This window comes from Burkholderia anthinoferrum (assembly GCF_002925705.1).
Classification (GTDB): Bacteria; Pseudomonadota; Gammaproteobacteria; order Burkholderiales; family Burkholderiaceae; genus Burkholderia; species Burkholderia semiarida.
Genome location: NZ_LFZP01000044.1, coordinates 36,876 through 56,579, shown reverse-complemented (window position 1 = coordinate 56,579; position 19,704 = coordinate 36,876). Strand labels below are relative to the sequence as shown.

The 19,704-nt window shown below is 67.0% G+C and carries 16 protein-coding genes and 1 other RNA gene; 12 read left to right on the top strand and 5 right to left on the bottom strand.

Annotation, left to right across the window (positions count from 1 at the left end):
• Positions 1-61: 61 nt before the first annotated feature.
• The 6 genes from C5F75_RS15875 to C5F75_RS15845 all read left to right on the top strand — a co-directional run bounded on the left by C5F75_RS15875 (position 62) and on the right by C5F75_RS15845 (position 5,977).
• Positions 62-1,027, top strand: coding sequence for a LysR substrate-binding domain-containing protein (locus tag C5F75_RS15875; RefSeq protein WP_059581067.1), 966 nt, complete (start codon positions 62-64; stop codon positions 1,025-1,027).
• A gap of 298 nt (positions 1,028-1,325) precedes the next feature.
• Positions 1,326-2,612 (top strand): Glu/Leu/Phe/Val family dehydrogenase, encoded by a 1,287-nt coding sequence (locus C5F75_RS15865; RefSeq protein ID WP_104012438.1) that lies wholly within the window; start codon positions 1,326-1,328, stop codon positions 2,610-2,612.
• Positions 2,613-2,859: 247 nt separating this feature from the next.
• Positions 2,860-3,753, top strand: coding sequence for a glutamate/aspartate ABC transporter substrate-binding protein (locus tag C5F75_RS15860; protein ID WP_059581206.1), 894 nt, complete (start codon positions 2,860-2,862; stop codon positions 3,751-3,753).
• An 84-nt stretch (positions 3,754-3,837) separates the two neighbouring features.
• A complete protein-coding gene (locus C5F75_RS15855; RefSeq protein ID WP_059581071.1) occupies positions 3,838-4,578 on the top strand; it encodes an amino acid ABC transporter permease in 741 nt (246 codons plus the stop codon).
• A complete protein-coding gene (gltK, locus tag C5F75_RS15850; protein WP_059581074.1) occupies positions 4,578-5,255 on the top strand; it encodes a glutamate/aspartate ABC transporter permease GltK in 678 nt (225 codons plus the stop codon). Before C5F75_RS15855 ends, gltK begins: the two co-directional genes overlap by 1 nt.
• Positions 5,252-5,977, top strand: coding sequence for an amino acid ABC transporter ATP-binding protein (locus tag C5F75_RS15845; RefSeq protein ID WP_089464537.1), 726 nt, complete (start codon positions 5,252-5,254; stop codon positions 5,975-5,977). The genes gltK and C5F75_RS15845 overlap by 4 nt, the downstream gene beginning before the upstream one ends.
• A gap of 82 nt (positions 5,978-6,059) precedes the next feature.
• Here C5F75_RS15845 and C5F75_RS15840 read toward each other — a convergent pair whose 3' ends face one another.
• Entirely contained in the window at positions 6,060-11,291 is a 5,232-nt protein-coding gene (locus C5F75_RS15840; protein WP_104012437.1) for an autotransporter outer membrane beta-barrel domain-containing protein, read from the bottom strand.
• A gap of 616 nt (positions 11,292-11,907) precedes the next feature.
• Positions 11,908-12,822 (bottom strand): class II glutamine amidotransferase, encoded by a 915-nt coding sequence (locus tag C5F75_RS15835; RefSeq protein WP_180278186.1) that lies wholly within the window; start codon positions 12,820-12,822, stop codon positions 11,908-11,910.
• Between the two features lie 204 nt (positions 12,823-13,026).
• Between C5F75_RS15835 and pyrC the strand changes: the two genes are divergently transcribed.
• The 3 genes from pyrC (at position 13,027) to rnpB (ending at position 15,402) form a co-directional block, all read left to right on the top strand.
• Entirely contained in the window at positions 13,027-14,091 is a 1,065-nt protein-coding gene (gene pyrC, locus C5F75_RS15830) for a dihydroorotase (protein ID WP_059581085.1), read from the top strand.
• The gene (locus C5F75_RS15825; RefSeq protein ID WP_059581087.1) at positions 14,088-14,978 is read left to right on the top strand and encodes a DUF3025 domain-containing protein; all 891 of its coding nucleotides are present in this window, start codon (positions 14,088-14,090) and stop codon (positions 14,976-14,978) included. Before pyrC ends, C5F75_RS15825 begins: the two co-directional genes overlap by 4 nt.
• A 12-nt stretch (positions 14,979-14,990) precedes the next feature.
• Positions 14,991-15,402, top strand: an RNA gene (gene rnpB, locus C5F75_RS15820) — RNase P RNA component class A.
• Positions 15,403-15,468: 66 nt separating this feature from the next.
• Here the strand turns inward: rnpB and C5F75_RS15815 are convergent.
• A complete protein-coding gene (locus tag C5F75_RS15815; protein ID WP_012492957.1) occupies positions 15,469-15,933 on the bottom strand; it encodes an OsmC family protein in 465 nt (154 codons plus the stop codon).
• A 410-nt stretch (positions 15,934-16,343) separates the two neighbouring features.
• Positions 16,344-16,649, bottom strand: a complete 306-nt coding sequence (locus C5F75_RS15805; RefSeq protein ID WP_059581090.1) for a DUF1090 family protein — start codon at positions 16,647-16,649, stop codon at positions 16,344-16,346.
• A gap of 311 nt (positions 16,650-16,960) precedes the next feature.
• On the opposite strand from C5F75_RS15805, the gene rplM reads away from it, so the two are divergent.
• The 3 genes from rplM (at position 16,961) to erpA (ending at position 18,394) form a co-directional block, all read left to right on the top strand.
• Positions 16,961-17,389 (top strand): 50S ribosomal protein L13, encoded by a 429-nt coding sequence (rplM, locus tag C5F75_RS15800; protein ID WP_009687896.1) that lies wholly within the window; start codon positions 16,961-16,963, stop codon positions 17,387-17,389.
• Between the two features lie 11 nt (positions 17,390-17,400).
• Positions 17,401-17,793, top strand: a complete 393-nt coding sequence (gene rpsI, locus C5F75_RS15795; RefSeq protein ID WP_011883283.1) for a 30S ribosomal protein S9 — start codon at positions 17,401-17,403, stop codon at positions 17,791-17,793.
• Between the two features lie 229 nt (positions 17,794-18,022).
• Positions 18,023-18,394 carry an iron-sulfur cluster insertion protein ErpA gene (erpA, locus tag C5F75_RS15790; RefSeq protein ID WP_034187117.1) on the top strand — a complete coding sequence of 124 codons (372 nt, stop codon included), beginning with the start codon at positions 18,023-18,025 and terminating at the stop codon, positions 18,392-18,394.
• A gap of 107 nt (positions 18,395-18,501) precedes the next feature.
• Here erpA and C5F75_RS15785 read toward each other — a convergent pair whose 3' ends face one another.
• A complete protein-coding gene (locus tag C5F75_RS15785; protein ID WP_089464541.1) occupies positions 18,502-19,650 on the bottom strand; it encodes an anhydro-N-acetylmuramic acid kinase in 1,149 nt (382 codons plus the stop codon).
• Between the last annotated feature and the right edge of the window lie 54 nt (positions 19,651-19,704).

The following is a 19,704-nucleotide window of genomic DNA, read 5'->3' as shown; positions in this document are numbered from 1 at the left end:
GGGCCCGCCCGCCGGTAGAATGCAGGCTTCTTCCCGACCGCCGCCCGCCGCGCCCGCCTGCATGGAACTGAAATGGCTCGAAGACTTCGTCTCGCTCGCGGAAACGCGCAGCTTTAGCCGGTCCGCCGAGCTGCGGCACGTGTCGCAGCCGGCGTTTTCGCGGCGCATCCAGGCGCTCGAGGCATGGCTCGCGACCGAGCTGATCGATCGTTCGGTGTATCCGACGCGGCTCACGCAGGCCGGGCAGATCTTCTACGAGCAGGCGCTGACGATGCTGTCGCAGGCGCACGAGGCAAGGACGCTGCTGCGCGGCCACGTCGGCGCGCCGGTGCCGACGATCGAGTTCGCGGTGCCGCACACGCTGTCGCTCACGTATTTCCCGCGCTGGCTCGAGCGGATCGAGGCGAAGATGGGCCAGGTCCACACGCGGCTGCGCGCGCTGAACGTGCACGACGCGGTGCTGTCGCTCGTCGAGGGCGGCTGCGACCTCGTGATGGGCTACCACCACCCGAGTCACCCGGTCGCGCTCGACCCGGCCCGCTACGACATGCTGGTCCTCGGCAGCGAGCCGATCAGCCCGTTTTCCGCGCCCGGCCGCGCGGGCCGGCCGCGCCATACGCTGCCGGGCGCGGCCGACGCGCGCGTGCCGTACCTGTCGTATACGCCGAACGCGTATCTCGGCCGGATGACCGAAGTCATCATCGCGAACGCGCCCACCCGGCTGTTTCTCGATCGCGTGTACGAAACCGACATGGCCGAAGGGCTGAAGGCGATGGCGCTCGCCGGCCACGGCGTCGCGTTCCTGCCGCACAGCGCGGCCGACGATGCGGTCGCGGGCGGCCGGCTGATCCGCCTCGACCGGTCGGCGCGCGGCGGCGCGCATCCGTTCACGCTGACGATGGAGATCCGGCTGTACTGCGACAAGCTCGCGCTGCAGGGCGACGATCCGCGGCAGAAGCTCGTGCGTGCGCTGTGGGACGTCGTGCGCGACGAACTGCGCGAGACTGCCGGCGACACCGCCGGTTGACCGACGATTAACCGCCGACGGTTAATCCGGCCGGCCGCCCGGCCGCCCGGCGGCCCGGCTGACGGCGGCCTTGCGGCGCCTGTCGGACGGCCGTCCGCGGGCCCGCCCGTGCCTGGCCGATCCGGTTTTCCCCGAACGCGATGCCCGGCCGATCGCCGGCGTTCTTGCGCAGATCGACCGCGGATTTGCGGAAAATCGCGATCATGCAAGAAACGCATAATCGAATAAACAAACGGCATTGGATAAAAAAAACGGCTTTTTCGACAATGGGCGCAATCCGTTGAACGTTGGAGCTTCCATGTCTTCGCAACAGCAGTCCATCCCGTCCTACCTGCACGCCGACGATCTCGGCCCGTGGGGCAACTACCTTCAGCAGGTCGATCGCGTCGCGCCGTACCTCGGTTCGCTGTCGCGCTGGCTCGAAACGCTGAAGCGTCCGAAGCGCATCCTGGTCGTCGACTGCCCCATCGAGCTCGACAACGGCACCGTCGCGCACTTCGAGGGCTATCGCGTGCAGCACAACGTGTCGCGCGGCCCGGGCAAGGGCGGCGTGCGCTACCACCAGGACGTGACGCTGTCGGAAGTGATGGCGCTGTCGGCATGGATGTCGGTGAAGAACGCGGCCGTGAACGTGCCGTACGGCGGCGCGAAGGGCGGCATCCGCGTCGACCCGCGCAAGCTGTCGCGCGGTGAGCTCGAGCGCGTGACGCGCCGCTACACCAGCGAAATCGGCATCATCATCGGCCCGAACACCGACATTCCGGCGCCGGACGTCAACACCAACGAACAGGTGATGGCGTGGATGATGGACACGTACTCGATGAACCAGGGCCAGACGTCGACCGGCGTCGTGACCGGCAAGCCGATCGCGCTCGGCGGTTCGCTCGGCCGCAAGGAAGCGACGGGCCGCGGCGTGTTCGTCGTCGGCTCGGAAGCGGCGAAGAAGAAGGGCCTCGAGATCGAAGGCGCGCGCATCGCGGTGCAGGGCTTCGGCAACGTCGGCGGCATCGCGGCGAAGCTGTTCCAGGAAGCGGGCGCGAAGGTGATCGCGGTGCAGGATCACACGGGCACGATCTACCAGCCGGCCGGCCTCGATTCGAACAAGCTGCTCGACCACGTCGCCCGCACGGGCGGCGTCGCGGGCTTCGAAGGCGCGGAGCCGATGCCGAACGACGAGTTCTGGACGGTCGAGACCGACATCCTGATCCCGGCGGCGCTGGAGAACCAGATCACCGAGAAGAACGCGGGGAAGATCCGCACGAAGATCATCGTCGAAGGCGCGAACGGCCCGACGACGACGGCGGCCGACGACATCCTGAGCGCGAACGGCGTGCTCGTGATCCCCGACGTGATCGCGAACGCGGGCGGCGTGACCGTGTCGTACTTCGAGTGGGTGCAGGATTTCTCGAGCTTCTTCTGGACGGAAGACGAGATCAACCATCGTCTCGAGCGCGTGATGCGCGAAGCGTTCGCCGGCGTGTGGGCGGTCGCGGAAGAGCACAAGGTGACGGTGCGTACGGCGGCGTTCATCGTCGCGTGCAAGCGCATCCTGATGGCGCGCGAAATGCGCGGCCTCTACCCCTGATCGGGCGTCCCTGACCGGGCGTCCCTGATCAACGACCATGATCGATTCATGATGCAATCCACCCGATTGCGGAAATGAACCCTCGCGGGCGATGCCGAATCCGGCATCGCCCGCGCGCGCATTCGGGGCGCCCGAAGCCGGGAGGACGGCTTCTCGCAGGGCGATTCGTAGTGCGGTTAACAACCAGTACTTTCAAAAATATTACTTTGATACACTGGCGCGGGTTTTAGCCAAGGAGATGACCAAAATGAAATACCACAAGGCAGTCCTGATGGTCGCGGCGCTTTGCGCGTTCGCAAGCGGCGCGCATGCTCAGGAGACGGGCACGCTGAAGAAGATCAAGGACACCGGCGTGATCGCGCTGGGCCACCGCGAATCGTCGATTCCGTTCTCCTATTACGATCAGAACCAGCAGGTGGTCGGCTATTCTCGCGAATTCCAGATGAAGATCGTGGACGCGGTGAAGAAGAAGCTGAACCTGCCGAACCTGCAGGTGAAGAACATCCCCGTCACGTCGCAGAACCGCATTCCGCTCGTGCAGAACGGCACGGTCGACATCGAGTGCGGCTCGACGACCAACAACCTCGAGCGCCAGCAGCAGGCCGCATTCTCCGACACGATCTTCGTGATCGGCACGCGCCTGATGACGAAGAAGGATTCGGGCGTCAAGGATTTCGCCGACCTGAAGGGCAAGACGGTCGTGACGACGGCCGGCACGACGTCGGAGCGCCTGCTGCGCAAGATGAACAACGACAAGCAGCTCGGCATGAACATCATCAGCGCGAAGGATCACGGCGATTCGTTCAACACGCTGGAATCGGGCCGCGCGGTCGCGTTCATGATGGATGACGCGCTGCTCGCGGGCGAGCGCGCGAAGGCGAAGCAGCCGGGCGAGTGGGTGATCGTCGGCACGCCGCAATCGGAAGAGGCTTACGGCTGCATGATGCGCAAGGGCGACGCCGACTTCAAGAAGGTCGTCGACGACGCGATCTCGCAAGTCGAGAAGTCGGGCGAAGCCGCGAAGATCTACGCGAAGTGGTTCGAGAACCCGATCCCGCCGAAGGGGCTGAACCTGAACTTCCCGCTGTCCGATTCGATGAAGAAGCTGTACGCGAACCCGAACGACAAGGCGCTCGACTGACCACGCGGCCGTTGACGCAGAAATGACGCTACTGAAACGGAAGAGGCCATGCTTCTTCCGTTTCTTTTTGCTGGAGTCTTGCCCATGTCTTACCACTGGAACTGGGGCATCTTTCTGAGCCCCGTGTCGACCGGCGAGCCGACGACCTATTTCGGCTGGCTGCTGTCCGGCTTCTGGGTGACGATCGAGGTGTCGCTCGTCGCCTGGGTCATCGCGCTGATCGTCGGATCGCTGTTCGGCGTGCTGCGCACCGTGCCGAACAAATGGCTCGCCGCGATCGGCACCGTGTACGTGTCGATCTTCCGGAACATCCCGCTGATCGTGCAGTTCTTCGTCTGGTATCTCGTGATACCCGAGTTGCTGCCCGCGTCGATCGGCACGTGGATCAAGCAGTTGCCGCCCGGCACGCAGTTCTTTACCGCGTCGATCGTCTGTCTCGGCCTGTTTACGGGTGCCCGCGTATGCGAACAGGTGCGCTCGGGCATCAACGCGCTGCCGAAGGGCCAGCGCGCGGCCGGCCTCGCGATGGGCTTCACGCAATGGCAGACGTATCGCTACGTGCTGCTGCCCGTGGCGTACCGGATCATCGTGCCGCCGCTCACGTCGGAATTCCTGAACATCTTCAAGAACTCCGCCGTCGCGTCGACGATCGGCCTGCTCGATCTGTCCGCGCAGGCACGCCAGCTCGTCGACTACACCGCGCAGACCTACGAGTCGTTCATCGCGGTCACGCTCGCGTACGTGCTGATCAACCTCGTCGTGATGGCGTTCATGCGCTGGATCGAAGGCCGTACGCGGCTGCCCGGCTATATCGGAGGCAAGTGATGCATCAGTTCGACTGGAGTAGTATTCCCGGCGCGCTGCCGACGCTGTGGTCGGGCGCGATCGTCACGTTCAAGATCACGCTGATCGCGATCGTGGTCGGGATCGTCTGGGGCACGCTGCTGGCGCTGCTGCGGCTGTCCGGCGTGAAGCCGCTCGCGTGGTTCGCGAAAGCGTACGTGACGGTGTTCCGCTCGATCCCGCTCGTGATGGTGCTGCTGTGGTTCTTCCTGATCGTGCCGCAGGTGCTGCAGGGCGTGCTCGGGCTGTCGCCGACGATCGACATCCGCCTCGCGTCGGCGATGGTCGCGTTCTCGTTGTTCGAAGCCGCGTATTATTCCGAGATCATCCGCGCCGGCATCCAGGCGGTGCCGCGCGGGCAGGTGAATGCCGCGTTCGCGCTCGGCATGAACTACGCGCAGGCGATGCGCCTCGTGATCCTGCCGCAGGCGTTCCGCGCGATGGTGCCGCTGCTGCTCACGCAGGCGATCGTCCTGTTCCAGGATACGTCGCTCGTGTACGTGATCAGTCTCGCGGACTTCTTCCGCACGGCCGCCAACATCGGCGATCGCGACGGCACGACCGTCGAGATGGTCCTGTTCGCCGGCGCATGCTATTTCGTGATTTGCTCGTTGGCGTCTGCTCTCGTCAAGGGTCTCCAGAAAAAGGTCACAAGATGATTTCCATCAAGAACGTTTCGAAGTGGTACGGCCAGTTTCAGGTCCTTACCGAATGCACGACCGAGGTCAAGAAAGGCGAAGTGGTCGTCGTGTGCGGCCCGTCGGGCTCCGGCAAGTCGACGCTGATCAAGACCGTGAACGGCCTCGAGCCGTTCCAGCAGGGCGAGATCCTCGTGAACGGCCAGTCGGTCGGCGACAAGAAGACGAACCTGTCGAAGCTGCGCTCGAAGGTCGGGATGGTGTTCCAGCATTTCGAGCTGTTCCCGCATCTGTCGATCACCGAGAACCTGACGCTCGCGCAGATCAAGGTGCTCGGCCGCGGCAAGGACGAAGCGGCGGAGAAGGGCATGAAGCTGCTCGATCGCGTCGGCCTGAAGGCGCATGCGCACAAGTTTCCGGGCCAGTTGTCGGGCGGCCAGCAGCAGCGTGTCGCGATCGCGCGCGCGCTGTCGATGGACCCGATCGCGATGCTGTTCGACGAGCCGACGTCCGCGCTCGATCCCGAGATGATCAACGAAGTGCTCGACGTGATGGTCGAACTCGCGCAGGAAGGGATGACGATGATGGTCGTCACGCACGAGATGGGCTTCGCGAAGAAGGTCGCGCATCGCGTGATCTTCATGGACAAGGGCGCGATCGTCGAGGACGACCGCAAGGACGATTTCTTCTCGAATCCGAAATCGGACCGCGCGAAGGACTTCCTCGCGAAGATCCTGCACTGAGCGTTCGCGCGTTTTTGCGCGCACCCATGCGAAAACCGCCCGGCACGTATCCGGGCGGTTTTTTTTCGTCCGCCGGCGGGCGTTACCAGCTGTACCGGTAGCCGACCTGCCCGACGATGCCGCGCCGGTAATCGCCGCCGATGTTACGCGCGATCTTCGCATTCGCGTACAGCTCGCCCGACTTGCCGAAGCCGGCGGTCACGCCGACGCCGAGCTCGTACCAGGTGCGCCCGAGATGCGTCGCGAACGGCGTGCCGCCGACCACGGTTTGCCCCGGCGACAGGAAGTCGTGCAGCACGTCGGCCGTGAAGTACGGCGTCGCGGCGCCGCCGCCCGCGTCCGACGGGAGGTTCGGCCGGAAGATGCGCACGCCGACGCGGCCGCGCAGCGCATTCGACGTCGTGCCCGATACGGCCGACACGTTGTCGTTGAACCCGTTCAGCTTCAGGTACTGAACCATGACCTGCGCCTGCGGCTCGACCGCGACCGGCAGCGTACCGATCGCGAACGGTTTGCCGACTTCCTGCGACAGCGCGACGCCGAAGCCGTTCTGCGACGCTTCGTTGCCGTAGCTGTCGCGATAGCGGTTGCCGTAGTGCGTGACCTGGCCGACGCTGTCGAAGTAGGTGCCGTCGGACAGGTAGCGCGTCCAGTAGCCGCCGACGCTCTGCGCGTGCATCTCGACCGAGCCCGTCGACGTCGACAGGGTGGGCGAGCCGGCGCGCGCCATGTCGCCGAAGCTCGCGTTCGACACGCCGATGCTGGCCGTCACGCCCGCATGCGTGCTACCGGCGCCGTCCGGCGCCTGGTCGAGGGTCCAGTCCTTGCCGAACTGCGCGAAGAACGTGCGCTCGTCGGCGGAGAAGCGGCCCGCGTTCGCATCGAGGCTCTGGCCGCCGATGCGCCCCCACACGCCGTCGCGATTGCCCGGCGCCTGCTTCTCGACGTTGTAGATGTCGCCGACGCGCTCGTGCAGCCTGCCGAGCGTCGAAAAGCCGTAGTCGGCGTTCAGCAGCGGTGTCATCGCGTAGCCGGAGACGCCCGGACGATACGCGAGCGCGCCGCCGTTGCCATTCCCGTTTCCGTTGGTGCCGCCGTCGCCGCCGCCGGACGGGTGGATCGGGTCGCCGGGGTCGGTCGGGTCGAGCTGCGAACGCAGGTACCAGCCGTTCGCATCGCCTTGCCCGCCGCGATAGAGCCGGTATTCGTACGCGCCGGCCTGTACCGGGCCGGCGAGATGGAACGCGGACGCGGCGGTCGTGCCGCCGTTGGCCGTGACGACCACGGGAATCCCGTCGCCGGTCGTCTGCGCGCCGGTGCCGGCCGTGTTGGCGATCTTCAGGCCGGTCGTGCCGCTCGCCGTGCCGCCGTTCACGATCAGTCGGTCGGTCGGCGACGCGTCGGCGCCGAGATACGTGTTCAGCGCGATCGTGCCGCCGTTGCCGACGTAGCCGCCGGTCGTCAGCGTCTTGTAGCTGCCCGTCAGCGTCGGCGAGCCGGTCGGCGCGGCGAACGCGACGAGGCCCGCGTTGTTCAGGCGGCTCAGCACCGAACTGCCCGTCATGCGCCACGTGCTGGTGCCGTCGACGGTCAGCGCGACCGGGTCGATCTTCCCGGTCAGCGTCGTGCCGTTCGCGAGGAACACGTTGCCGGTGCTCGACGCGTCGGAGACGATGTCGCCCGCGAGGTTCACCGCCGATGCGTCGAACGTCACGTTGCTGCCGTTCGCGAGGTTCAGCAGCGTGCCGTTGCCGGCCGTCACGACCGTGCCGTTGCGCACCGCGATGTCGGCCGTGCCGCCGTGCGCGGCGAAGGCCGGCCCGGTGGCGGACGTCACGCTGCCGCCGTCGACGAGCACCGAGCTGGTCGCGCCGTTCGCGAGCGTGTCCGACGTCAGTACGCCGGCCGTCGCGCCCGTGAGCGTCGTGCCGGTCAACGCGAGCACGCCGCCGCTGTTCGCCGTTGCGCCGTTGCCGGCCGCGCTGGCAAGCGACGAACCCGTATCGGCGATGCGGCCGCCGTTTTGCGCGACGACGCCGTCGGCCGCATTGCCCGACGCGGCGACTTTCGCACCCGACAGCAGGGCCGTCGCGCCGCCGTCCATGACGATCGCATGGGCGTTCGCGCCGGTCGTCGCGACGGTCGTCCCGTTGGCTGCGAGCGTGGAATCGGCGCCTGTCACGGACAGGCCGCGCGCGTCGGCGCCGGTCGTGCGGACGACCGTGGCCGCATCGGTCGCGATGCGCGCGCCGGCACCGGTCGACGTGAGGCCGGCGGCGCCGTTGCCGGTCGTGGCGACCTGCGTGCCGGACAGCGCGATCGTTGCATTCGCACCGAGGTTGCGGATCGCGCTGCCGGATCCGCTAACCGCGATCGACGTCGCGCCGGCCGCGATGCCGCCGCCCGTGACGGTCGAGTCGATCAGCACGCCGTCGGCGCTGCCGTTCGCGGTGACGGTGCCGGCGCCGGACAGCGCGACCGATGCACCGGCCCCCGTCAGGCGCACACCCGCGACGCCGTCGTCGGCTTCGATCGAGCCTGCGTTGGCGAGCGTGGCCGATGCGCCTTGCACGAGCGCGCCGGTGCCGTTGGCGACGCGGATCGTCGACGCGTTGTTTACCGTGCCGAGCGTGCCGGCCACGACGCCCGTCGAGCCCGCGCCGGTCAGCAATATCGTGCCGCGATTCTCGAGCGTGCCGAGGTTCTGCGCGATGAAACCGGTCACGCCGGCGGTCGACGACGTGACGGCGGCGTGGTTGGTGAGCGTCGTCGTGACCGGCGCGCCGGCATTCGCGCCGGCGAGGTCGTGCGCCTGGCCGTCCACCACGCCCGCGGTCGCGCCGGCCGCGTTCAGGTCGATCGTCGCGCCGGCGTCGATCGTGCCCTTCGCGCCGCCTTCGACCGCGATCGCGATGCCGTTCGCGCCGTTGACGTGGTAGACCGCGTTGCCGGTCGACAGCGTGGTGCCGGCGTCGGTCGCGAGTACGCCGCGCGCCCGCTGGCCGTTGACGTCGGTCGTCAGCGCGCCGGCCGCCGACGCGCCCGTGTAGGCCGCGCCGCCCGCGACGCGGAACAGCGTCGAATCGTCGGTGTCGACGCCCAGATGCTGCGCGGCGACGTTGATTTTCGAGCCTGCACCGTATGCATAAAAGCCGATCTGGTTCGTGCCGGACATGAAGGCCGGCACGGCGTTCGCACCGACGTCGATCGTCGCGCCCGAACGCGCATGCACGCCGATCGCGCCGGTGCCCGTCAGGTCGAGCGCGCCGTCGAGCGTGGCCGTGGCGCGCGGCCCTTCGGCCCAGACGCCGTAGTTGCGCGTGCCCGACGCGGGATCGAGGCCGCCGGCGACGTCGATCGTGCCGGTCGACGTCGCGGCCGTCGCGTTCGCGCCGGTCCCGACGACCATGATGCCGATGCCGTTCACGCCATTCAGCGTGATCGTACCCGTGTTGGTCACGGTCGCGGCGGTGTCGACGGCGAGCATGCCGACGTTGGCGAGCGGCGTGCCGGGCGCGGCGCCGTTGACGACGATCGCGCCCGCGTTGGTCAGCGTGCCGGAGCTCGAGCCGATGCTCGCCAGCGCGGCGCCGTTTTGCGTCTGCGTGCCGATCACGATCGTGCCGAGATTGCTCGCGGTGCCCGACGCGCCGAGCAGGATGCCGTACGCGTGCGCGGCGAGCGCGACGTCGTTTGCCGTCTGGCCGGGCGCGTACTGCGCGGCGCGGCCCAGATAGATCGTGCCGCCGGCTTCGTTCGTGAAGCGGCCGCCGGCGACGAGGCCGCCGATCACCTGGCTGTCGAGCGTCGTCGCGTTGACGCCGGCATTGATCGTGCCGGCGTTCGACGCCGTTGCGCCGTCCGTCACGGCGACCGCGTAGTTCTGCAGGTCGGGCCGGTTGCCGTCCAGCGTCCACGCGCCGACGTTCATCGCGCCGTTGTTGACGAACGACGTGCCTGCGCCGTTCGCGAACACGCCGGCGCCTTCGGTGTACGCGTTGTAGTTGAAGTTGTTCGGCGGCGCGCTGCCGCTCGTGTCGAAGTCGTTGCCGGACGCGTACCCGGACGAGATCACGCCGTTGTTGACGCCGCTTGCGCCGCTCAGCAGGCGCACCAGCGTGAAGTCGCCCGACAGGCGGCCGTCGTTGATGAAGTGCGCGCCGTTTTCCGCGAGGACGGCCGAGCTCGACACGATCGTGTTGGTGCCGCGAAAGTCGATCTGGCCGTCCTTGCCGATCTGCAGCGTCGCGTTCGCGCCCGTGCCGTGCATCACCGACAGGAAATCGATCGGCAGCGTGTTCTTGTCGCCCGCGGACACGTCGTTCCGATACTGGAAGGCTTGCTGCGAGAACGTGACGGCCTGGCCGAACGCGCTGTCGTAGGCGGCCTGCGAGCCGAGCGCGCCGCTTTGCACCGAGCGCACGAGAAAATCGTTGTACGCGGCGAGCGACGCGGCGTCGGTCACCTGCCACGTGCTGCCGTCGAATGCGGTGAAGGTGCCCGCGTAGGCCGGCACGTCGAGCTGGCGGGTGCCGACCGCGCCGCCGTCCGCCAGGTAGTCGCCGGTGGTGAACCGGATCTGGTTGCGCGAATTCCAGTTGACGGTGCTTGCCGCGGCACCCGTGCCGTCCGCGACGGTAAGGTCGGTCGCCTTCGCGGCCATCGAGATCGCGTTGCCCGGTGCATCGGGGGCATTCGCCGCATTGCCGATCGACACGTTGAGCGTACCGCCGGTGGCGGCGACGGTGCCGATGCGCGTGTTCACATACTGATCGCCGTTCACGTCGTGGTAGACGGGCACCTCGGTCGCGCCGGCCGTCGACGCGGAGAACGCGGACGAATCGTAGGTCGCGACCGACGTGTGGGTGCGGGTGATCGAGTCGGGCGTGCTGACGCTGTGCGTCTTGCCGCCGAGCGACAGCAGCGGCTGGTTCGGGTTGCCCGACACGAGGGTCGTGCTGCCGATCGGCGTGAGCGCGTAGCCCGGGTCGCCGGCGGCGGCGCTCCATGCGCCCGACACGCCGACGGTATCGCCGCCGGACACGGTGGCGGAGCCGGCCAGGTTGTCGTTGACGGTCGGGCTGAAACCGTCGAGCGCGCAGGTGCCGCCGTTCGCGATGGCCGTACCGCCGCCGCACGTCGATGCATGCGCGGCGCCGACCGACAGCGCGGCCAGCAACGCGCCGAGTGCCGCTGCGCGACGGCCCGTGCCCGATTCGGCGCCCGAGCGCTTGCCGCGCGCGCGAGTCGTTTCCGCCACCGCGACCCAGCAGCCGGCGGCTTCGCTCCATATCGATCGAAATGAGTGATTCACGACATACCCCTCTTTCTTCTTTTTGACGTGGTATTCGCCGCCATTCGGCGAATTCGCATTCCGCGGTGGAGAAATGATCCGAAGGGGGCGTGCGGCGGCTATGGCTGCGTGTCGCGCCAATCGTGTTTCGTTGACACCGAGGATGGGCGGAGTCTACTGATTCGAGTGGCCGTCGATTATCGATAAGCCGGAAACTGTAATGATGCGAACCGTAATGCGTGGTATTTTTGATTTGTGTGGTTAATCGAACCGAAAGCCGTGGTAGGGGCGGCGGTTGGGCCGGTGCGTGAAAATCCGGAAGGGTTGCAGGAGTAGGTGGGATAGCGCACGGTTCCCGCAGGGGCGATACGCTAAAATGCCGGTGCGGGATCCTGTTTTAATTGAGGGTTGTTTATTTGATTCCCTCTGCTATTTTACTTTCGCTCGTCAATTAATAAAATCAAGCGAATGTCGTGCGGCATCGGGCGATTGCGCCGGTCGGCGGCCGAAATGAAACCGTATTGGCTGGAGCGGGCGATTTGCGCCGATGGCGGGCGTGGCCGGTTGCGCGGCATGAACTCCGCGCAGCAGGCAGGAAACGAGCAGAAAGCAGGCGCGGCCGGTACCGCGCCGGGTTTCAGAAATCGATCGCGTCGTCGGAGTCGCCGTCGGCCGCGGTGGCGAGCGCTTCGCGAACCGCCGTGCGCGGCGCCGATGCCGACGCGTCGAGCGACGGGTTGCGCAGCTTCTCGAGCACGCGCTCGGGCACCGGAATCCGCATCCGCGCGGCGACGTCGCCGCACTGGAACATGATCAGCTCGCCCGGCTCGAATGCGGTCCAGACCTCGTTGTCGGTGAGCGGCTGCGTCGCGATCACCGCGACGCGATCCTCGGGCGTCGTGTATTTCGCGAAATCGATCGACAGGTCTTCGTCGACGAGATGCGCGGTCGAGAACGGCCAGCGCCGCACGAGGTAGTGCAGCCGCGTCGAGCAGTGCGCGAAGAGCGCCTGGCCGTTCGACATCAGGAAGTTGAACACGCCGTGATCGGTGATGCCGCGCGTCAGTTCGCCGAGCCGCTCGAACAGCTCGGGCAGCGGCGGCTGCGCGCCGGGAAAGGCCTCGCGCAACCCCTGCATCAGCACGCAGAACGCCTGTTCGCTGTCGGTCGTGCCGACCGGATGATAGACGCTGCCGTCCATGTCCGGCGCGTAGTCCTGCAGGTCTCCGTTATGCGCGAAGATCCAGTGCCGGCCCCACAGCTCGCGCATGAACGGATGGCTGTTCTCGAGCAGGATGTGCCCTTGCGTCGCCTTGCGGATGTGCGCGATCGTGTTCTTGGACTTGATCGGGTAGCGTTTCACCATTTCGGCGATCGGCGACGTGGCCGATGCCTGGTGATCGATGAAGAGGCGACAGGCCTTGTCCTCGAAGAACGCGATGCCCCAGCCGTCGGCATGGTGATCGGTGAGCCCGCCCCGGGCCGCGAAACCTGTGAAGGAGAATGTGACGTCCGTCGGCGCGGCGCAGTTCATTCCAAGGAGTTGGCACATTTTACGTGGGGCGGCAGGCTGAAGCGGGGGTAACGAACCGGGCGAACCCCGGTACAATGCGGCTTCTAGCATATCACCGAGCCCTGAGCGGTAAAAAGCGGATTCCGCTGGCCAAAGGCCCCGTGTTGCGGTTTGCCGTCAGTCGGCCCGCGCACGCGCGTTCCGGCCCCGCCGATGGCAAGCCCGTTCCTCACGACGCCTCCTATGACTGCCTCGAACGCTTCTTCCCCGGCGACGCTTTCGCTCGCCCGTCCCGACGACTGGCACCTGCACCTGCGAGACGGCGACATGCTCGCCGCCGTGCTGCCGCACACCGCCCGCCAGTTCGGCCGCGCCATCGTCATGCCGAACCTGAAGCCGCCCGTCACGACCACCGCGCAGGCGCAGGCCTATCGCGAGCGCATCCTCGCCGCGCTGCCGGCCGGGATGACGTTCGAACCGCTGATGACGCTGTACCTGACCGACAACACGCCGCCCGACGAAATCCGCCGCGCGCGCGAAAGCGGCTTCGTGCACGGCGTGAAGCTGTACCCGGCAGGCGCCACGACGAATTCCGACCACGGCGTCACCGATCTCGCGAAATGCGCGAAGACGCTCGAGGCGATGCAGGAAGCCGGCATGCCGCTGCTCGTGCACGGCGAGGTGACCGATGCGTCGATCGACCTGTTCGACCGCGAGAAGGTGTTCATCGACCGCGTGATGACGCCGCTGCGCCGCGATTTCCCGGGCCTGAAGGTCGTGTTCGAGCACATCACGACGAAGGACGCGGCCGATTACGTGCGCGATGCCGACGCGGCGCCCGGCCTGCTCGGCGCGACGATCACCGCGCATCACCTGCTGTACAACCGCAACGCGCTGTTCGTCGGCGGGATTCGCCCGCATTACTACTGCCTGCCGGTGCTGAAGCGCGAGACGCATCGCGTGGCGCTGGTCGAGGCCGCGACGTCGGGCAACCCGCGCTTCTTCCTCGGCACCGACAGCGCGCCGCACGCGCGCGGCGCGAAGGAAACCGCGTGCGGCTGCGCGGGCTGCTATACGGCGCTGCACGCGCTCGAACTGTACGCGGAAGCGTTCGACACGGCCGGCGCGCTCGACAAGCTGGAAGGCTTCGCGAGCTTCTTCGGCGCCGATTTCTACGGGCTGCCGCGCAGCGCGGAGACGGTCACGCTGCGCCGCGAGGCATGGGAGCTGCCGCGCGAGATCTTCGCGGGCGACACGCCGGTCGTGCCGCTGCGCGGCGGCGAGACGATCGGCTGGAAGCTCGTGTGAGCGGCGCGCCGCCGCGCGGATCCGGCCCCGCGGCCGGGCGCCCGGCGGCGGATTTCGCGCGGATCGACTGGTCCGCGCCGTGGCTCGCGCCATACGCGGAGCCCGGACGCGTGTGGCAGGCGGCCGCCCGTGCGGGCGAGGCCGCGCTGCTCGATGCGTTGAACGGCGCGTTGGCCGGCGTGTCGCGAGGCGGCGATCGCGTCACCGGTCGCGGCAGGCCGCTGCGCTTCGTGCCGCAGGCCGGGCTGCCGCCCGGCGTCGCGTACGAGACCCATATCGCGGGCACCGGCGGCGTGCCGACCCGCCACAATCTTCACGACTTCTTCAACGCGCTCGTCTGGTTCGCGTACCCGCGCACCAAGGCCGCGCTGAACGCACGCCAGGCCGCCGCGATCGACGCGGCGGGCGGCGTCGGCCCCGTACGCGGCACGTTGCGCGATGCACTCACGCTGTTCGACGAGAATGGCGCGCTGTTCGTCACCGCCGAGCGCACGCTCGCCGATGCGCTGCGCGGCTTCGACTGGGCGCGGCTGCTGGTGGCCGCGCGCGATGCGTGGGGCACGCGCTGCGAGGCGCGGCTCGTCGGCCACGCGCTGCTCGAACAGCTCGTCGCGCCTTACAAGTCCTGCACCGCGCATGCATGGATCATCGAAGTGAGCGCCCACTATTTTTCATGGCCCGACGCGCAACGGATCGCGCACGTCGACGCGCGAATCGCCGCCGAACTCGCGACGCACGCGCTGACGCCCCGCGATTTCGCGCCGCTGCCGGTGCTCGGCGTGCCGGGCTGGTGCGCGGCGAACGCCGACCCTGCGTTCTACGACGATCCGGCCGTGTTTCGCCGCGGCCGCCGCTCGCGCGCTGCCGACGGCGGCGCGCAGTGCTAAAATGCGCGTCGCAAAGCAGGCTAGGCAGTCGCGGCCTCGACGTCTTCGGGCGCGCGGGGGCGAGGAAAGTCCGGACTCCACAGGGCAGGGTGATGGCTAACGGCCATCCGTGGCGACACGCGGAACAGGGCAACAGAAAGCAAACCGCCGATGGCCCGGCGCAAGCCGGGATCAGGTAAGGGTGAAACGGTGCGGTAAGAGCGCACCGCGGCGACGGCGACGTTCGCCGGCACGGTAACCTCCACCCGGAGCAATTCCAAGTAGGCAGGCGCGCATCTTCGGATGCAGGACGGGGCCCCCGTCTCGTCTGCGGGTAGGAAGCTTGAGCGCGTCAGCAATGGCGCGCCTAGAGGAATGACTGCCACGCGTTGCGCGCTCCGGTGCGCAGCGTGCACAGAATCCGGCTTATCGGCCTGCTTTGCCGTTCGAATGCGAAAGGGCCGGCGCTCCCACGGGGCGCCGGCCCTTTTTTCATGCGCGCGCCCTGTGCTCAGGCGGCGACGATGTCGAACGAATGCGTGAGTTCGGCCGTCTTCGCGATCATGATCGACGCCGAGCAGTACTTGTCGTGCGACAGGTTGATCGCGCGCTCGACCGTGGCCGGGTTCAGGTTGCGGCCCGTGACCGTGAAGTGGAAATGCACCTTCGTGAACACCTTCGGATCCTCGCTCGCGCGCTCGGCCTTCAGCGTGACCGAGCAGCCGGTCACTTCCTGGCGGCTCTTCTTCAGGATCAGCACGACGTCATAGGCCGTGCAGCCGCCGGTGCCGAGCAGCACCATTTCCATCGGACGCGGCGCGAGGTTGTGGCCGCCACCTTCGGGCGCGCCGTCCATCGTGACGAGATGGCCGCTGCCGGTCTCGGCGGAAAACGCCATGCCGTCCTGACCCATCCAGCTTACTTTGCATTCCATGCTTGCACTCCAGCGTTGCCTGATTCGGATTCGATCCGGCATTGTAGCCCGTGGCGCAACGGTCGGCTGATGCGCTGCACGACGTGCAATGCCCGTGCCTCGCGAGCGGAGCGACGCGTGGCGATTTCCCTGTCGGATTTAGGGGTTTTGCTCTAGGTGCGGGCGATTTTGAATCATGTCTGACGTATTTATGCCTTTGATTTGCAACAGGAATTTGTTTTTATGAACGCGTCGGTCGATATCTCGTATCGTGAGATCCTATTTCGCAATGCAAATTTTCTTGCGAAGTCGGCGGGGCATTCGTATAATGAGATCCATTGGTTGTCGCGCTGCGGCAACCTCCGAATGTCTCCTCCACCCTCCTCCTAAGGTGGATTAAGCCCGAACCAGCCGTTCGGGCTTTTTTTCGTCCCATGCAAACGTCGGCGCACGGTTTGTGTGCGCCGCGATCGTCACGCCGGCTGTCGCGCGGCCGGCTGCGACGTCGCGTCGGGCGGCGTGCCGCGCGAGCCGGCATCGGTCGCCGGCGCATGGGCAGCCGATGCGTCGCCGTGGCCGCGTGCGCAGAAGTGGCGCACGCGTTCGCGCACCGCGCGCAGGCGCGCGATGCGGTCTTCGGCATGGGCGGTTCGGGCTTCGGCGATGCGTGCATCGAGCGCCTCGAGCTTGGCTTCGCAGCCGGAGCCGGCGGCGACGGCGGGCGCCGCCGCGGCCACCAGGGCGGCCGCGAGGAAGGGCGTGAGTCGTTGTTTCATCATGCTGGTTTGTTGTTTTTCGGGTTCGGCCGGTCTGGCGCGGCAAGGTCATGTGCCGCGCGTCGATGGGTGCCGCCTCAGGCGCTCGGTTCGCCTGGCTTGTCGGGGCACGATCGAATTTTGGCCCATTTCGGCCGCCGCGAACACGGGGCGTGGATTCTCTTTGACCACGCAGCCGTATTTCCTTTATAATTCAGGGCTTTTCCGCATTCATGCCCACGGAAAAAGAACAGGGAGAGCCTGCACCGCGCCTCGAAGCGCACACAGACAAGCAGGAAGAACACATCGGGCAAAGCATTTTTTTTGGATCGATCATGAAGACGTTTTCCGCAAAAGCCCATGAGGTGACGCGCGAATGGTACGTGATTGACGCGACGGATAAGGTTCTCGGCCGTGTTGCCAGCGAAGTGGCACGCCGTCTGCGCGGCAAGCACAAGCCTGAGTTCACCCCGCACGTCGACACTGGTGATTTCATCATCATCATCAACGCGAGCAAGTTGAAGGTCACGGGCAACAAGACGCTGGACAAGAAGTACTACCGTCACTCGGGCTACCCGGGCGGTATCTATGAAACGACGTTCGGCAAGATGCAGGAACGCTTCCCGGGCCGCGCGCTCGAGAAGGCGGTCAAGGGCATGCTGCCGAAGGGCCCGCTCGGCTACGCGATGATCAAGAAGCTGAAGGTCTACGCAGAAGCGACGCATCCGCATTCGGCTCAACAGCCGAAGGCGCTCGAGATCTAAGGGGAGCCCACATGATCGGTAACTGGAACTACGGCACGGGCCGCCGCAAGAGCGCAGTCGCACGTGTCTTCATCAAGGCTGGCAAGGGCGACATCATCGTCAACGGCAAGCCCATCGCTGACTACTTCTCGCGCGAAACGTCGCTGATGATCGTGCGCCAGCCGCTGGAACTCACGAACCACGGCCAGACGTTCGACATCAAGGTCAACGTCAACGGCGGCGGCGAAACGGGTCAGGCAGGCGCAGTGCGCCACGGCATCACCCGTGCACTGATCGACTACGATGCGACGCTGAAGCCGTCGCTGTCGAACGCAGGCTTCGTCACGCGCGATGCACGTGAAGTCGAGCGTAAGAAGGTCGGTCTGCGCAAGGCACGCCGCGCGAAGCAGTTCTCGAAGCGTTAATTCCGCTTCATGGCCTCGCCGCTTCCGGGCGGCGTCCGCCGGAAAAACCGCCAGCTTTCACGCTGGCGGTTTTTTTATGCCCGCTGGTTTACCCGCGCCCGGGCCGCCGTGGCGGCCGCGCGCGTGGGCACGCTTGACGAAATCGACAAGAACCTATTGATTTCATGGACATCAGCACGATCTTCTGATCGGCCCTACAATAGCGGCTAAAGCTTTTTGGAGAGTTCGAATGAACGCTGTTACCGAATCCGCAGCAACGACGACCGATATGCCGCTGCCGTTCGTCTTCACCGACGCCGCGGCCGACAAGGTCAAGCAATTGATCGACGAAGAGGGCAATCCCGACCTGAAGCTGCGCGTGTTCGTGCAGGGTGGCGGCTGCTCGGGCTTCCAGTATGGCTTCACGTTCGACGAGGAAGTCAACGAGGACGACACCGTGATGGACAAGAACGGCGTCCAGCTCCTGATCGACTCGATGAGCTACCAGTACCTGGTCGGCGCCGAGATCGACTACAAGGACGACCTCAACGGTGCCCAGTTCGTGATCAAGAACCCGAACGCGACCACCACCTGCGGGTGCGGTTCGTCGTTCTCGGTCTGAGCGCACGACAGATCCGCGCCGGTTCGCCGGAATGAAAAACGGGGCTTCATGCCCCGTTTTTTAATGCGTGCTCGTCCTGCAGCGCCCGCGACAGGCCGGGTACCGCATCAGCGCGGATAGAGCGCGCCGAGCACGCGGTTGGCGGCCGCGCCGGTGACCGTCGCGAGATTGCCGGGCTGGCGCGCGGTGAAGCGGTACGCAAGCCACGCGAACGCGAGCGCTTCGACCTGCTGCGGCGGCACGCCGAGCGCGGCCGTCGTATCGACGGTGGCCGGCACGCCGGCCTCGCCTAGCGCGTGCCGAAGCGCGTCGAGCAGCACCGGATTGCGTGCGCCGCCGCCGCAGACGAAAACGGCCTTGCAGCCCGGTGCGTGCTGCGCGATTTCGCGCGCCACCGAGACGGCGGTGAGCGCGGTGAGCGTGGCCTGTACGTCCTCCGGCGCCACCTGCGGGAACGCGGCGAGCTTCGCATCGAGCCACGCGGGATTGAACAGGTCGCGCCCGGTGCTCTTCGGCGGCGGCGCGGTGAAATACGGTTCGTCGAGCAGCGCATCGAGCAGCGCCGCGTGGATGGCGCCGCGTGCGGCGAACTTTCCGCCGTCGTCGTACGGCTTGCCCAGATGGCGGGTCGCCCATGCGTCGATCAGCGCATTCGCGGGGCCGCAGTCGAAGCCGCGCACGTCGCCGCCCGCGCCGGGCAGGATCGTGATGTTGCTGATCCCGCCGAGATTGCACACGACCCGCGTTTCGCCCGGCGCGCCGAACACCGTCGCGTGGAAGGCCGGCGCGAGCGGCGCGCCGTGGCCGCCGGCCGCCACATCGCGGCTGCGGAAATCGGCGATCACGTCGACCTGGGTCAGCTCGGCCAGCAGCGCCGGATTGTTGAGCTGGCGCGTGTAGCCGCGCTCGGGGCGGTGGCGCACCGTCTGGCCGTGCACGCCGATCGCGCGGATCTCGTCGCGCGACAGCCCGGCCGTGCGCTGCAATTCATGGCAGCACACCGCATAGCGCGCGACGAGCGCATTCGCCGCGAGCGATTCGCGGTCGATCTCGTTGTCGCCCGGCTGCTGCAGCGCGAACAGTGCGTCGCGCAGCGATTGCGCGAAGCCGACGAACGCTTCGGCGAGCACGACCGGCGCGCGGCCGGCCTCGAAACGCACGGCGACACCGTCGACGCCGTCCATGCTGGTTCCCGACATCAGCCCGAAGTAGATGCCGTCTGCCGGATCGGCATGCTGCGGCTGTCGTTGCGGCACGTTGGATTCTCCTGAATCGTGCGGCGCGGGCCGGTGCCGCGCGCCTTGCGCCCG

Bases quoted from the DNA above. Each gene is read 5' to 3' on its own strand.
- C5F75_RS15855 (WP_059581071.1), top strand. From the start codon at position 3,838: ATGTCTTACCACTGGAACTGGGGCATCTTTCTGAGCCCCGTGTCGACC.
- C5F75_RS15835 (WP_180278186.1), bottom strand. From the start codon at position 12,822: ATGTGCCAACTCCTTGGAATGAACTGCGCCGCGCCGACGGACGTCACA.
- C5F75_RS15845 (WP_089464537.1), top strand. From the start codon at position 5,252: ATGATTTCCATCAAGAACGTTTCGAAGTGGTACGGCCAGTTTCAGGTC.
- C5F75_RS15875 (WP_059581067.1), top strand. From the start codon at position 62: ATGGAACTGAAATGGCTCGAAGACTTCGTCTCGCTCGCGGAAACGCGC.
- rpsI (WP_011883283.1), top strand. From the start codon at position 17,401: ATGATCGGTAACTGGAACTACGGCACGGGCCGCCGCAAGAGCGCAGTC.
- C5F75_RS15805 (WP_059581090.1), bottom strand. From the start codon at position 16,649: ATGATGAAACAACGACTCACGCCCTTCCTCGCGGCCGCCCTGGTGGCC.
- gltK (WP_059581074.1), top strand. From the start codon at position 4,578: ATGCATCAGTTCGACTGGAGTAGTATTCCCGGCGCGCTGCCGACGCTG.
- C5F75_RS15815 (WP_012492957.1), bottom strand. From the start codon at position 15,933: ATGCCGGATCGAATCCGAATCAGGCAACGCTGGAGTGCAAGCATGGAA.
- C5F75_RS15865 (WP_104012438.1), top strand. From the start codon at position 1,326: ATGTCTTCGCAACAGCAGTCCATCCCGTCCTACCTGCACGCCGACGAT.
- C5F75_RS15860 (WP_059581206.1), top strand. From the start codon at position 2,860: ATGAAATACCACAAGGCAGTCCTGATGGTCGCGGCGCTTTGCGCGTTC.
- pyrC (WP_059581085.1), top strand. From the start codon at position 13,027: ATGACTGCCTCGAACGCTTCTTCCCCGGCGACGCTTTCGCTCGCCCGT.
- rplM (WP_009687896.1), top strand. From the start codon at position 16,961: ATGAAGACGTTTTCCGCAAAAGCCCATGAGGTGACGCGCGAATGGTAC.
- erpA (WP_034187117.1), top strand. From the start codon at position 18,023: ATGAACGCTGTTACCGAATCCGCAGCAACGACGACCGATATGCCGCTG.